Raw genomic sequence first — 13,276 nt, forward strand, 5'->3', positions numbered from 1 at the left:
CGTGCCCTCTAGCATATATTGATGTGTCGCAAACATTATTTGATTTGGTATGAATTAAATGTGAAAAAATTAAGTAAATATTTAGGTCTGCTTTCTCTAACCAATTTATCCTCAGTTAGAGGAAGCGGACTTTCCGCATATCACATAATTTCTGGAAATTGCTGTAGTTAATATTAATTTAAATAATATAGCCCTCAATTAAAATTATACAGTTTAGGTTTTCTTAATCTTGGATTACAAATTATAAATTTGTAATTTGGATAACAGCCAACATACGTAAACCGCATAAGAATTGTATAATAATAGCCTAAAATATATGAAAATTTTTTTAAATTATCAGCGATTACATAGAGAATATATTAAACAGTAATTACAGGATGTAATTGTAAATTTTGGGAGTCTCTAGCCGTGTCAGCCAGTATGATTCGTCAAAACCAAGCTATTAATAGATTTGATGCGATTCGCAAAGATGTAGATGTTCAGAAGTTGATGAATTTGTTGGCGGCGTATCCTTTAGCAAAGCAAATAGTGCTAGCAAATTTACACAAGCAATCGCCACAGGAGATGCGGCTAGATTGGCAGGCTGTTAATATAAATTTAAATAAATTTAGCGATTATAAAAGTAAAACAATCTTTAAATGTGTAGAATATCCTCACAAGGATTTATCTGCTGATACACAGACGTTACTATTGTACTTATCTCCCTTGAAGGGTTTGATTGACCGGAATGAACTGGTAAATTACATTCAAGAACTACAAAACTTAGAATTACTTAAGAAATATTCCCTCAAAAAAATTGATGCAGCTATTCAAGAAGCTATTGACTGGGGATTGTTACAATATCATAATATTTTCGCTAATTTGCTGATTATCCAGCCTGTATTTCCTTACTTTTTGCAGCAGAAGTTAGAAAGCCTCAATGAGCAAATGCATCAAGCCTTAGATGAGGCATTTAAAAATCACTATTTAAAGTATGCAGAAAAATATCACCAATTGCTAAATTCCCATGATTACCAAGAGCGGGAAAAGGGCAGATTATTTTGTCAATGGCAATATGAAAACCTCTACAAAGCCTTAGAATTATGCTTGCATAAGCAAGAAAGTATGAGTATTTATTTTTGTCTAGATAGATACTTAGATTTGATTAATGACAATCAAACAAATCAGAAGTTAGCAGAAATAGTCTGTCAAAATTTAGAAAAATATCCATCTGTATTTATTAAAAGTGAATTAGGCTATCAAATACCCTTAGCAATTCAAAAACTAGGTCGCTGGCAACTGTTAAAAAAACAATATTCACAAGCCAGAGAATCTTACATAAAAGCATTACAAATATACAAGACTTTAGACAGCCAAAAGCAGATACAGAAACAAATTTGGCAAGCTAGCACCTACTACAATTTAGGGATAATTGCCCAGCAAATGCAAGAATTTGCACAAGCAGAAAGTAATTATCAACAAGCTTTGCATATTTATATTAAATATGGCGATCGCTATCATCAAGCCCGTACTTATGACCAATTAGGCAATATTACTCAACAAATATGGGAATTGTCACAGGCGCAGAATTATTATCAACAAGCGTTACAAATCTACGTTGAACATGGCGATCGCTATTCATGTGCCCGCACCTACTACAATTTAGGGATAATTGCCCAAGAATTGCGGGAATTTACCGAAGCCCAGCGCAATTATCAGCAAGCGTTACAAATCTACATCGAACATAGCGATCGCTATTCTTGCGCCAGCACCTATTACAATTTGGGTGTAGTTGCCGAAGCGTTACAAGAGCTATCACCAGCACAGCGTAATTATCAACAGGCTTTGGATATTTATATTGAACATGGCGATCGCCAGCACCAAGCACTGACATATCAAAATTTGGCAAGTATAGCCCAAAAAACACAGGAATTTGCAGCAGCGCAACAACATTATCAACAAGCTTTGATCATCTACATTGAATATGGCGATCGCGATGAGCAAGCCAAGATATATCAAGATTTGGCAAGTGTAGCCCAAAAAACACAGGAATTTGTCGAAGCGCAACGCTATTATCAACAAGCTTTGGATATCTACATCGAACAAAGCGATCGCTATGAGCAAGCCAATATCTACCAACACTTGGGGCTAGTTGCTCAACAGATGCAGAATTTAGCAAAGACGCAACGCTATTATCAACAAGCTTTGGATATTTATATTGAATATGGCGATCGCTATAAACAAGCCCGTACTTATCAAAACCTGGGGATGATTGCCCAGACTATCCAGGATACAGCACAGGCGCGCCAAAATTATCAAAGAGCTTTAGATATTTTTGTGGAATATGGCGATCGCTATTCTCAAGCTCATATTGAGTTGCAATTAGAAATTTTAGCAGAAGTCTAGCTAGTCCTCGTCATTAACGAGCCATCAAAGATTGGCTTAACCAATATGCAACCGTAGCAAATATCAATATTACAGACACAGGGCCAAACCAAATTCCTAAAGTAGGATTTTCGGTAGTGGCGAGATTGTACATTTGCCATTCAATGTAAGCAAAGAGCCAAACTAATTCAAACTTTAACCAAACGATCATTGAGCAAGCAATTTGATATTGTCTAAATGCATTTTCTTCCGTAATTGTCACTACATAATTAAAAGTATGGGGATAGCGGTTGATCAATGTCAGCATTCCATACATAAATAAACCCACTATTGGTAACAACCAGATAACTGTTTTGCTACCCCAGCCGTTAGCGCGTCCATCAACGCCAAAATGGACTGGTATCGTATCGGGTAATGTTAACCAACCGTGAAGTGCGATGCCAAATAATGCCACTATTCCTGCTAACGCACCCCAATTTATTATTTGCAATAGCTGCGATTCAGGAATTACAAGAACAGGCCTTTGATTACTCATGATATTTACCTTAATCTGCTGATTTTGGTCTTAATCTAGCCTGATTTTTGAAATATGAAACTACCCCAAATGTCAAAAAAAATTACAATCTTCTCTATGGTAAGTTTGCTTCCCCCTAGTGGACTGACAAGACTAAAATAGTGCATAAAAAAACTCTTGTGGGATGGGTGTCTCACCCGTCCGGGGCGGACAAGATGTCCACCCCACAAGAAAAATTATTGCAACATTTTAGCAACGCATGAAAAGCTTTTCCATCGGTGCGTTAGCTTTAGCTTAACGCACTCTACTAGACTGACACGCCTAAAATGAGGCATTAGATTTGATTAAATTAACCGCAGATAAACAAGGCAGTGCGCCCTTGCGGTTCCCCGACTTGTACCCCTACGGGGAAGCAAGCTACGCGTAGCGTCTCCCCTTGGGAGAAGCAACTGCCGTGCCGATAAACGCCGATGAATTTTTGCTATTGCATCAAATTAGCTGTGTCAGTCCGCTACTAAATCTATTGATTAACAAAATCAAAAATATATTTTGATAAACGTATCACAAAAAATACGGTGTCCTTGTCAAATCCAATCACATAAAATTTCTGGCTATTCCTCCTGTTTCCTGCTCCTTAATGTTCATTCAGATAAAATTTCTCTGCAACCAAGTTGATTAAAAATCTCTTCATCTACCTCCTTTGTCTCACCAACCTCTGTATTTTTGAACAGTACCGTAAATGCTCCTGCTCCTAACCTATCTTGGGGAAACAGACGATAACAAGGTATATCGGTTAAATGCGATTGGTAATTTTGGAAATTACTCACTTTAATTGCCTCAAATTGAGGAAATCTCTGTAAAAACCATTCACACACTTCCTCATTTTCTTCTGGAGAATAGGTACAAGTCATATAAGCTAAATAGCCTTGAGGCGCTACCAATCTAGCAGAATTAGCTATAATCCGTTTTTGCCGATTAGCACATTTATTAATATTAGTTGGGTGAAAACATCCTGGTGCTTTTTCACCTTTAGCGAGTAAAGATTGCCCAGAACAAGGAGCATCCACTAAAACCAAATTACTAGATAATGGTATAGTTTCCGCCAAAATACTAGAATCTCGATTAACTACAAAGCTGGGTTTAATCTGGCAACGTTTCAAATTAGAAATTAACATTCCTAACCGTTTACCAATTACCTCATTACTAATTAGTAATTCAGGTTGCAAAGCCTTCCACGCAAAGATACTCTTGCCTCCCGGTGCAGCACACATATCAAATATCAGCTTTACCGATGGTGAAATTGTTAATAAAGGCGCTGCTGCAAATACAGAAGAAAAATCCAGACAATAAAAATCTCCTTGGTCATGCAGAGGATGTTTACCTGGCTTTTCTCCTAAAGGTAACCTATCTACAAATTCCGGTTGCCAACTAGCTGGTGTTTCTACAGAAAAAGGTGAAATTTTTGGTCTTGATTGACACCATAAAATGCAAGGATGAAAAGGTTGAGGATTAATCAGCGCTGCAATAAATTTCTCTTGAATATCAACGTTTGCAAACAAACGCTTTGCAAGTTTAATTAATAGATTTGAAGGTTTTTCCATCGATAAATCAAACTGTTATGAAAGAACAATGCCAAGCTAAGGTTTAGCTGCATACTGAAAAACATCATGTCATTTGAAATGGGGGCATGGGGCATGGGGCATAGGGCATAGGGCATAGGGCATTGGACATTAAGCATTTGGTGTTTGGTGTTTGGTTTTAGGTGTTTGTAATTGATTATTTCCCCTTTCCCCATATTCTCTTATCTTCCTAGTCCCCAATCCCCAATCCCCAGTCCCCAATCCCCAATCCCCAGTCCCCAATTCCCAATCCCCAGCCCCCAAACTACACCACCGAGGGTCATGATATTCGATAATTTTCAGCAAAAAATACGCAAAGAAGCACAGCTGTGGCGAGACGAAGGCATAATTAGTGCTTCGCAATACCAACAGTTAGCAGACCGTTATCAATTTAACAACATAGAAGCAGCTACGCGCGATCGCTCGCGGATGATTGCGATCGCAGTTGGCGGTATCTTGTTAGTGTTAGGTGTGATTATTTTTATCGCCGCCAACTGGCAAGAATGGTCGCGAGATGTCAAGTTTATCTTGATGATCAGTTTGTTTCTATCTGTTACTATCACTGGTTTTTACACTTGGCGAGAACCTGCACAGCGGAAAGCGGAAGGCAAAAAACTTGACCGCAGCAAACGCTCATTAGGAGAGGCTTTACTGATATTAGGCGCTTTTATTTTAGGCGCAAATATCCTCTTGATGGCTCAAGTCTTCAATATTGCTGGTTCCACTGCGGAACTGTTTATTGCTTGGGGATTTGGGGTTGTGATCATGGCTTACAGCCTATCCTTAAATTCCTTGGGTATTCTGGGCATTGTCCTCGTCCTCATTGGTTATTGGAGTGGACTCGGAGACTGGTGGTACACTCAAGGCGAATGGACTTGGGCAAGATTAATTGTGCGACATATGCCCTTGATATCCTGGCTATTTTTTGTACCCTTAGCCTATTTTTGCCGATCGCGCTGGATTTTTGGATTAGCAGTTTTTGCTTTTGTCAGTTCCTTGCAATTCAACCTCAATCCCTTACAAGTACTAACTTACACTGATATTGCGCCGTGGGTGGCATCCTTCGCCTTTGCACTTCCACCAGCTTTATTGTGGAGTTACGATGACTTACTATTTCCCACGGTTAATTATCGCTTGTTTCAACCCCTAGCGCGTAGCCTGGCTTTATTCTGTTTTGGTTTTGCATTTTATATCTTGTCCTTTCGTTGGCAATGGCAATTTCCCGAAAATGGCTATATCCCGCCAACTACTAACAGCAACATCTTCAGAAGTCTTCCCATCATCGATATCGGGATTCTTAGTGGCTTGGCAGTCTTACAATGGTTATTTCTGCTGCGTCAACGCAATAATCCTGCCCGTCGAGAAATGGTTTTCAACCTGATCCTAATTGGGATATTTATTGGCATTACGGCTTTAGTACCTTTTTGGCATCAAGGTATTACTCGCATTAGCGAACTGGGAATTTTTGCCTTCAACGTTCTGTTAGTCATCTTAGCTTGGAAACTAATTCAAGAAGGATTGAAACTTAACGATAGACCCGCCTTCTGGGGCGGTATGCTATTGTTAACTTTACAAGTCCTCAGTCGGGTGTGGGAGTACAATACAGACTTGCTAGTCAAGTCGCTGGTTTTTGTAATGTGTGGTTCTGTACTAATTAGCGCCGGACTGTGGTTTGAACGTCGCCAATCTGAAGGAAAAAGTAAAAAAAGCAATTCGTAATTCGTAATTCATAATTCGTAATTCATAATTACGAAGAATTCGATAGAATGTTATCTCTGTGTATTCCTAATATTTGAGTAGTTAGGGGTTTTCAGAAAATAAATGATCCCACCTTCAGAGGAATAAATTCTTTCTCCTCTGCTTAGTCCGCTTCCTCTGCTGACATAGCGTTCGCGTAGCGTCCCGCAGGGATGGAATATTTTTTTAGTTGAAAGTCCCTTAGCCTGTCTCTGCGTAAGTCCTAATCCCGGTTATTTTCCTCTCCTTTCAGGACTACGCCCATGAAAAGTAATGCCTCCGAATCAAATAAATCCAGCGCTTCTGAATCGAATAAATCATCAAATAAATCTAATCAAGGTTGGTCTCCCGAAGCTGAATTTTCTGGAAAGCTGACTTTTCGGGATTATTTAATTGCTACTGAACAAAAAGCAAACCAACCTTTACCTTTTTGGCGGTTACTGGTTCCCCTGTTAATTCAAACAGGGTTGATTATGGCAGTACCGACCCAAGCTGTTTACACAGATGTTGCAGGCAAAACTGTGATTTTGCAAAGTGCGTCTGTAGATCCTGATGATGTGCGGCAAAATTACGCCATCAATTTAGACTATAACATTTCCCGAATTGCAACTTTGAGAAGACTACCTGGCTGGCAGGAGTTGCTAAGGCAAAATAGGGGTAGAACTAGACAATTGGCAGAAGGAACCAATTTGTATGTAACTCTGGAAGAGAGAGAATTTTCTGGTCGTGGTGTTCCGTCTGCTTGGAGGCCAATAAGAGTTAGCGGAAGACGACCCACAAACCTAGCAAATGATCAGGTCGCCTTAAAAGGCGTATATCGGGATGGCGTTGTCAATTATGGCGTAGAGACATATTACATCCCAGAGGAACAAAGGCAACGGATTAGTAGAGATATTTCCCGTGCTTTAGACTCTCGTGAAGGAAGACGACAACCAATAGTAGTCAAAGTCAAAGTCGATCCTCAAGGTAATGCTGTACCTATTAGTTTATGGGTGCGCGATCGCAACTATCGCTTTGAATAATTACTAATTTGTAATTCGTAATTCGTAGTTCGTAATTACTTAATAGTAGCCTGTGTTATCGCGCAGCAAAACTAAAAAAAACATCAATGACACTTTAAAGCATATTTAAGGTGCGTTGCTATAAGGCAGAACACACTCTACTCTGGAATAGCACTGACTTAAGTAAACATTGCTGCCCAGATCCCCGACTTTTTGAAAAAGTCGGGGATCTAAATCCCGCTAAAGTAAGTGACATTCCACCCTACTCTGTATATGCAAAGCGGCTATTTTGCGATTGATTATCCCAAAATAGCCGCTTTAACTACGAATTACAAATTACGAATTACGAATTGTTTAGTCTTGTTGGCGTAACTGCCAAGCTACACCAAAAGCTGCTCCGGCACCGGCTACTAAACCAGTACTCATTCCTTGTATAGTTTTTTGTATAGGGTCTTGAGTCAAGCAGTCACTAGTAACTGTCTTGGCTTCCAAACACATAGTACTTTCTGCCCAGCTGGTAGTACCGCCTAAAATAACACCACTCAAACTACAGAAAACAACTAGCATTAAAAGGCGTTTAGTTTTTCTATCCATATCAAGATGCGTTAAATATTGCAGTAAGTTAATAATCCTCAACTAGGATACACATCCTGGGACAGATTGTCAGCTGTATCAACTTGTGTTTTATGTGGGGCATGGGGCATGGGGCATAGGGCATTGGGCATTGGGCATTGGGCATAGGGCATTGGGCATAGGGCATTGGGCATTGGGCATTGGGAGACAGGGGAAAAACCAAACACCAATTACCAATTACCAATTACCCATTCCCCATTCCCCATTCCCCATTCCCCATTACCTACTCTTCTCCCCAAGTTCGCAATTGCAAATACACCAAAACTAGAGTTACTGCTAATAACACCGTTGCGGCTGCGGCTGCATAACCAAAATCAAATTGACCAAAAGCTTCTTGATAGATGTAATAAACTAGCAAATTCGTTGAATTTAACGGCCCGCCGCCTGTAATTACGTAAACTTGCTCAAAACTCCGCAAGGTAAAAATAGCAGTGGTAATAATCGCAAATATTAAAGTTGGTCGCAATCCGGGGAGGGTGATATGCCAAAATTGTTGCCAGCCATCTGCGCCATCCAATTCCGCAGCTTCGTAACGGCTGGGGGGAATAGCTTGTAACCCTGCTAAAAACACCACCATATTAAAGCCGAGTTGTTTCCAAATACTCAGTAAAATAAGTACTGGCATAGCCCAAAACGTATCCCCTAACCAAGGAATCGATGGAATGCCAAATATATTTAAAAATCCGTTAACGGGGCCAGTGGTTTGAAATAGCCAGCGAAATCCTAAGCCAGCAGCTACTAAGGAAATAATTGAAGGTAGAAAATAGGCGCTGCGGATGATGCCTCGTAAAGCCAAAGAACGATTTAATAGTACTGCTAGCCCTAGGGGAATCACTAAACTGGGAATTACTGTGGCAATCGTAAAATAAGCGGTATTAGCCAAAACTTGCCAAAAATCGGAATTTAACAGCAAGCGCCAATAATTTTTGAAGCCGACGAGATAAGTACCTTTTGAGGTAAAACTACCAGCTGTAAAACTGAGATAAAACAAATAGGCGATCGGCCAAATGATAAACAGACCTAGTAAAATCAGTGCGGGTGTGAGAAAAACCCAGGCGGCAACTGTATCATTATCTAGCAGTTGCATCTGAGAGGAACGGGATGTTTTCATAGCGGTTTTGGCTGTTGAATGCGGTAGGGTGTGATTCGACGCAGAGGTACTGCTAAGATCCTGTGAATTCTATTTGGCTCAAACGAATGCCTCACATTTTCCCCTACTTTGGCAAAATTGCGATCGCCAGCACAAAGCTGACCTCTAGCGTACTTATAGCATTATCGATGACACTCAATACAGCTGTGCTGGCTGAACCTGCAAAAGTACCAATTCCTAATCCAGCACCTACAAATCAGGCGATACCTACACCAATTCCTAATCCAGCGCCTACAGAACAGTCTACAAACCCCATTGCTCAAAAATTAATCGGTGAATGGCAAACTAAAGACCCTTCATCACCTGTGACGCTAACTTTTATGTTCTCGCCAGATGGTAAATTATATGTTCTGTCGCCTGATACAAAAACTTCTGTAGCTGTGGAATTTCAATATCAAATCAACCCGACAGCCCAACCAATGCATTTAAATGTCATAGTCGCTAAAGAAAAACAACCAGTTCTGACAATTTTTGAATTTACAGCTGATGGTCAACTGCGGTTGCAATTAGATAATACCGACCCTGGTAAACCACGACCAACAGCTTTCTCTGGGACAGCCACCCTATTCACCAAAGTTTCCGATACCACGAAGCTACCGGAGAATACCAAGTTTATTAACCCGCAAATATGAGTAATAATTCTACAATCGATACTGCTACAACTAGTTTGATTTCGCCCAACATTTCTCATGAGGTCTTAAAAACCAGCACTCCTTTAAAATTAGGCATTCTCGCCTCAGGAAATGGCAGCAATTTTGAGGCGGTAGCCCAAGCTATTGCAGGCGGACAGCTAAACGCCCAAATTCAAGTTTTGATTTACAACAACCCTGATGCTAAGGCTGCTGTGCGGGCAGCGAATTGGGGTGTAGAGGCGGTATTGTTGAATCACCGCGATTGCAAAAATCGACAAAAGTTTGATGGGCAAATTGTACAGACTTTGCAGCAGTACGATGTAGATTGGGTAATTTTAGCTGGCTGGATGCGGCTATTAACACCAGTATTAATTGATGCTTTTCCTGACAGAATTATTAATATTCATCCCAGCTTGCTACCAAGTTTCAAAGGTATTCATGCGGTAGAACAAGCTTTGGCGGCTGGGGTAAAAATTACTGGTTGTACGGTGCATTTAGTATGTTTAGAAGTAGACAGCGGCCCTATTATCATCCAAGCAGCAGTACCAGTGTTAGCAGATGATACCGCAGCAACGCTTCACGCCAGGATTCAAGTTGAGGAACACCGAATTTTACCACAGGCGATCGCACTAGCCGCACACAGGCGATCGCTCATCCTCAATCATGCTTAAACGGAGAGGGACAGCCGCCCCGCCGCTTGGGGCATTGGGCATTGGTAATTTCTTCGCCATGCCCCATGCCCGATTCCCCATGCCCAAAAACTCCACCCACAAGGGGATGGAGTTTTTCATACTTTTCGCAACTTCCACAAATAACTAGAAATCAAATTCGTCATCACATGGGCAATAATTGGCACTAGCAAATTGCCACTCAATAGCGCACCATAGCCTAGCATTAAACCAACAATAGTTGCCCAAATCACATAAGGCCATTGTTGAGAGCCACTCAGATGCAATACCCCAAAGCAAAGGCTTGATACAATCACAGCGACATGATCCGCTCCTAAGGCGGGAATCATTACACCTCGAAATAATAATTCTTCACTTAATCCCGGTAGCAATCCCAGCCAAATAATATCTGGTAAAATTAAAGGCTTGAGTACCAAATCTAGATAATAATCTGCGCTTTTACGGTAGGCTGGCACAAAGCGATAAGTTAAGCCACTCACAATAGTGATAATTAATCCTAATCCCACCCCCAAAAGCAAATCAGTTTCATTCCAACGCCAAGGAAATAGGGAAAAGCCACCAAAGCGCAACCACAATTTAGCAACTATCCACAAAATAATTGCAGTCGCTCCCATCGCTCCCAATACTTGGATGCGTGTTAGGTAAGGAATTTCTGGTTCTTGTTTTTGTTGTTCAACCACGGGTGTTTAGGGGAATTGGGGATTGGGGATTGGGGAACTCGGGGCCCCCTCTGGGGATAAGGGGTAATGGAGATTGGGGATTATGGAAGAAATAATTTATTAATTTTGACTTTTGACTCTTGACTCTTAACTAATAACAAGTTGCTGTAGAGAATTTATTTGCGGACGGAGAGCAGAGGGATCGACACCTGCTTTGTGTGCTGCTAAAACACCTACTGCTTCTAAATATGAGTTTACCTGTATGGACTTGATCCCTAAAGGTTCTGGAGGAACTTGGATTTGAGTTTGGTTTTCTGCAACAGTAATAATTTGGCATTGCTTCTGATTTAAGCGCAAAATTGCACTACTACCACAAGCGGTTGCTGGTATTATTGCAGCATCAACTTGCTCTGACCAAATATCTTCTGGTAGATATTTGATTGTTCCTTTCTCTATGATAAATTGTGGTGCGCGACTTAAACCGACAAGTACACACGGTAAAAAAGTATAGCCTAATTCTTCGGCGGCAGAACGGGGAGATAAATTCGCATCTGGGGGGAATGAGGCTAAAGCTGGAGCATGGGCGCAGGGTATTTGAAAAGTACGTACAATTAAATGACTGATGACGGCTTCTGCGCCAGCTAAGGTATCTACGCCTTTACCTTGGCGGTAGTTTTCCACGGCTTCTGCTTCCATATCATCAGGGAAACGGGCTACTACTGCGATCGCATCTGCACCCGCTTGTTTAATTAATACTTCTGCTGCTCTTAATAAACTATCGGGGTTACCAATTGTCCCCCAACTAATACCAGATGGCGATGTGCGTAATTCTATATTTAGTGGCGTATCTGTTACAACATAATCTGTCAGGGTTAAGCCTAATGTAGCTCTGGCTGCATCTGCTGCTTGCAAGTGTCGCAGCCTTAATTCTGGCTCTATTCCCTGGTCTAAAAGTAAACCTATTTTATTTCTATGTACAGGGCGCAAACCCCATTCTCCCGCAGCAAATTTGTCCAACCCGTAACCTTCCACATAAAAAGTATTGGGTAAATTCCAGTACAAACTTGCACCATTGAGGACATTAGGGTGAGTAATTAGGCGATCGCACACCTGTGATATAACTCTGGCTACAGGTAAAGCATCCCCTGCATAACCCCCGATGGCTGCACCCACACCAGTAGGTACAATTAAAATAGCAGTATATGGACGTTGCATAAAATAGTTCGTAATTAATAATTCGTAATTCGTAATTATTTTCCTATGCTTTCAGACACGCGGTTTTTAAAACATTCATCACCATGTGTTTAACTTCTCGATTGCTAAATCAAGGGTCTGATACTGTTCTCTAAATTACGACTTACGAATTACGAATTAGTAATTATTCTGCAGTTGCTGTAGTCACTACAGCTTCTACAGTAACCTTTTCCTGTTCTGTATCCACAGAGGTAATTGCCCAACGTAAAGGTTCACCCTGTTTTTCTAATTCTGCGGCGATTGCTTGCTCTAACTCTGTAGGAGTTTCTTGGAGGTCAATTTCTGCGGTAATAAAATGAGTAGTCATTCTCGCCTATCCTTGTTATTATTGCTTTCTAGAATAACTGATATCAGCATAAAGGATGAAGTATTAAAAGAGAAATTTCTGTCAAATTTTCATCCTTTAGCCTTTATACTTCATTCTTTAATTAGTCTTTGCCAAATTGCAACTGATAAAGTGTATCTTCTTGTTCTGTTTCCAATTTGATATCAGACAGAGGTTTAGCTACACAAAGCAACACGTAACCTTGTTTTTGTAAATTTGGACTAACGCCCATACCATCAGTTTGATCCACAGAACCGGAGATAATTTTACCCGCGCAAGTTGTACAAACACCTGCATGACAAGAACTAGGTAATTCTAAACCAGCTTGATCGGCAACTGCTAAGATAGTTTCATTTTCAGGGACTTGTAAAGTGTGGCTCTCACCTTGATGGATGATTTCAACGGTGTATGTTTTGGACATATACAAAAAGAATGTAATTTAACTAACAAAGGAAATATTTTATCTGATGAATAGACACACAACCAAGTCGAGAAATGCCAACCCAAAAATTATTTTCAAATAGATTTATTGGCAGAAGTAGCTATACAGTGATAATTATAAGTCCTGGCCAGACCAAAAACTTCAAGTAGGGAGACTCATTACCAGTTGATACCGTGAAAGAAGACTTGTAAGCTTGAGTTCTCCTGAAATATAGGCAGTGATTATAAACACTAAAACCATTTTTGGCTAATATCTTG

The 13,276-nt window shown here is 40.5% G+C and carries 16 protein-coding genes; 5 read left to right on the top strand and 11 right to left on the bottom strand.

Annotated elements, in window-relative coordinates; translation table 11 throughout:
• Positions 1 to 408: 408 nt before the first annotated feature.
• Positions 409 to 2,385, top strand: a complete 1,977-nt coding sequence (locus HG267_RS05775; RefSeq protein ID WP_155539607.1) for a tetratricopeptide repeat protein — start codon at positions 409 to 411, stop codon at positions 2,383 to 2,385.
• Positions 2,386 to 2,398: 13 nt separating this feature from the next.
• On the opposite strand, the gene HG267_RS05780 is transcribed toward HG267_RS05775, so the two are convergent.
• The 3 genes from HG267_RS05780 to HG267_RS05790 all read right to left on the bottom strand — a co-directional run bounded on the left by HG267_RS05780 (position 2,399) and on the right by HG267_RS05790 (position 4,740).
• A complete protein-coding gene (locus HG267_RS05780; RefSeq protein ID WP_045874037.1) occupies positions 2,399 to 2,899 on the bottom strand; it encodes a DUF1648 domain-containing protein in 501 nt (166 codons plus the stop codon).
• 620 nt (positions 2,900 to 3,519) lie between these two features.
• Positions 3,520 to 4,479 carry an RsmB/NOP family class I SAM-dependent RNA methyltransferase gene (locus tag HG267_RS05785; RefSeq protein ID WP_045871571.1) on the bottom strand — a complete coding sequence of 320 codons (960 nt, stop codon included), beginning with the start codon at positions 4,477 to 4,479 and terminating at the stop codon, positions 3,520 to 3,522.
• 129 nt (positions 4,480 to 4,608) lie between these two features.
• Entirely contained in the window at positions 4,609 to 4,740 is a 132-nt protein-coding gene (locus tag HG267_RS05790; RefSeq protein ID WP_263420029.1) for a hypothetical protein, read from the bottom strand.
• A 39-nt stretch (positions 4,741 to 4,779) separates the two neighbouring features.
• Here HG267_RS05790 and HG267_RS05795 point away from each other — a divergent pair, with 39 nt between their 5' ends.
• Both HG267_RS05795 and HG267_RS05800 read left to right on the top strand, forming a co-directional pair.
• Entirely contained in the window at positions 4,780 to 6,216 is a 1,437-nt protein-coding gene (locus tag HG267_RS05795; RefSeq protein WP_194007965.1) for a DUF2157 domain-containing protein, read from the top strand.
• A 281-nt stretch (positions 6,217 to 6,497) separates the two neighbouring features.
• The gene (locus HG267_RS05800) at positions 6,498 to 7,256 is read left to right on the top strand and encodes a GDYXXLXY domain-containing protein (RefSeq protein ID WP_045871572.1); all 759 of its coding nucleotides are present in this window, start codon (positions 6,498 to 6,500) and stop codon (positions 7,254 to 7,256) included.
• Between the two features lie 333 nt (positions 7,257 to 7,589).
• Here the strand turns inward: HG267_RS05800 and HG267_RS05805 are convergent, their stop codons facing one another.
• The 3 genes from HG267_RS05805 to HG267_RS05815 are packed head-to-tail and all read right to left on the bottom strand — an operon-like array spanning position 7,590 to position 8,979.
• Entirely contained in the window at positions 7,590 to 7,829 is a 240-nt protein-coding gene (locus tag HG267_RS05805; RefSeq protein WP_045871573.1) for a hypothetical protein, read from the bottom strand.
• Positions 7,830 to 7,857: 28 nt separating this feature from the next.
• Positions 7,858 to 8,052 (bottom strand): hypothetical protein, encoded by a 195-nt coding sequence (locus HG267_RS05810; protein WP_155539361.1) that lies wholly within the window; start codon positions 8,050 to 8,052, stop codon positions 7,858 to 7,860.
• A 39-nt stretch (positions 8,053 to 8,091) separates the two neighbouring features.
• Entirely contained in the window at positions 8,092 to 8,979 is an 888-nt protein-coding gene (locus HG267_RS05815; RefSeq protein WP_045871574.1) for a carbohydrate ABC transporter permease, read from the bottom strand.
• A 62-nt stretch (positions 8,980 to 9,041) separates the two neighbouring features.
• On the opposite strand from HG267_RS05815, the gene HG267_RS05820 reads away from it, so the two are divergent.
• Positions 9,042 to 9,650, top strand: coding sequence for a hypothetical protein (locus HG267_RS05820; RefSeq protein ID WP_263420030.1), 609 nt, complete (start codon positions 9,042 to 9,044; stop codon positions 9,648 to 9,650).
• On the top strand, positions 9,647 to 10,321 hold the full coding sequence (gene purN / locus HG267_RS05825) for a phosphoribosylglycinamide formyltransferase (protein WP_045871575.1): 675 nt from the start codon (positions 9,647 to 9,649) through the stop codon (positions 10,319 to 10,321). Before HG267_RS05820 ends, purN begins: the two co-directional genes overlap by 4 nt.
• On the opposite strand, the gene HG267_RS05830 is transcribed toward purN, so the two are convergent.
• From HG267_RS05830 to HG267_RS05850, 5 genes are all read right to left on the bottom strand, one after another.
• Positions 10,280 to 10,441: a hypothetical protein gene (locus tag HG267_RS05830; protein ID WP_155539363.1), complete on the bottom strand. Its 162-nt coding sequence runs from the start codon at positions 10,439 to 10,441 to the stop codon at positions 10,280 to 10,282. The genes purN and HG267_RS05830 overlap by 42 nt on opposite strands.
• Entirely contained in the window at positions 10,438 to 11,019 is a 582-nt protein-coding gene (locus HG267_RS05835; RefSeq protein ID WP_045871576.1) for a CPBP family intramembrane glutamic endopeptidase, read from the bottom strand. Before HG267_RS05835 ends, HG267_RS05830 begins: the two co-directional genes overlap by 4 nt.
• A gap of 126 nt (positions 11,020 to 11,145) precedes the next feature.
• Positions 11,146 to 12,213 carry a DUF3326 domain-containing protein gene (locus tag HG267_RS05840; RefSeq protein ID WP_045871577.1) on the bottom strand — a complete coding sequence of 356 codons (1,068 nt, stop codon included), beginning with the start codon at positions 12,211 to 12,213 and terminating at the stop codon, positions 11,146 to 11,148.
• Between the two features lie 163 nt (positions 12,214 to 12,376).
• The gene (locus HG267_RS05845) at positions 12,377 to 12,559 is read right to left on the bottom strand and encodes a hypothetical protein (RefSeq protein WP_045871578.1); all 183 of its coding nucleotides are present in this window, start codon (positions 12,557 to 12,559) and stop codon (positions 12,377 to 12,379) included.
• Between the two features lie 121 nt (positions 12,560 to 12,680).
• A complete protein-coding gene (locus tag HG267_RS05850) occupies positions 12,681 to 12,998 on the bottom strand; it encodes a 2Fe-2S iron-sulfur cluster-binding protein (protein WP_045871579.1) in 318 nt (105 codons plus the stop codon).
• Positions 12,999 to 13,276 lie beyond the last annotated feature (278 nt).

This window comes from Tolypothrix sp. PCC 7601 (assembly GCF_025677855.1).
Classification (GTDB): domain Bacteria; phylum Cyanobacteriota; class Cyanobacteriia; order Cyanobacteriales; family Nostocaceae; genus Aulosira; species Aulosira diplosiphon.

Excerpts from the sequence above, each read along its gene's own strand:
- HG267_RS05845 (WP_045871578.1), bottom strand. The coding sequence starts at position 12,559 with ATGACTACTCATTTTATTACCGCAGAAATTGACCTCCAAGAAACTCCT.
- HG267_RS05850 (WP_045871579.1), bottom strand. The coding sequence starts at position 12,998 with ATGTCCAAAACATACACCGTTGAAATCATCCATCAAGGTGAGAGCCAC.
- HG267_RS05805 (WP_045871573.1), bottom strand. The coding sequence starts at position 7,829 with ATGGATAGAAAAACTAAACGCCTTTTAATGCTAGTTGTTTTCTGTAGT.
- HG267_RS05785 (WP_045871571.1), bottom strand. The coding sequence starts at position 4,479 with ATGGAAAAACCTTCAAATCTATTAATTAAACTTGCAAAGCGTTTGTTT.
- purN (WP_045871575.1), top strand. The coding sequence starts at position 9,647 with ATGAGTAATAATTCTACAATCGATACTGCTACAACTAGTTTGATTTCG.
- HG267_RS05815 (WP_045871574.1), bottom strand. The coding sequence starts at position 8,979 with ATGAAAACATCCCGTTCCTCTCAGATGCAACTGCTAGATAATGATACA.
- HG267_RS05780 (WP_045874037.1), bottom strand. The coding sequence starts at position 2,899 with ATGAGTAATCAAAGGCCTGTTCTTGTAATTCCTGAATCGCAGCTATTG.
- HG267_RS05795 (WP_194007965.1), top strand. The coding sequence starts at position 4,780 with ATGATATTCGATAATTTTCAGCAAAAAATACGCAAAGAAGCACAGCTG.
- HG267_RS05800 (WP_045871572.1), top strand. The coding sequence starts at position 6,498 with ATGAAAAGTAATGCCTCCGAATCAAATAAATCCAGCGCTTCTGAATCG.
- HG267_RS05840 (WP_045871577.1), bottom strand. The coding sequence starts at position 12,213 with ATGCAACGTCCATATACTGCTATTTTAATTGTACCTACTGGTGTGGGT.
- HG267_RS05830 (WP_155539363.1), bottom strand. The coding sequence starts at position 10,441 with ATGAAAAACTCCATCCCCTTGTGGGTGGAGTTTTTGGGCATGGGGAAT.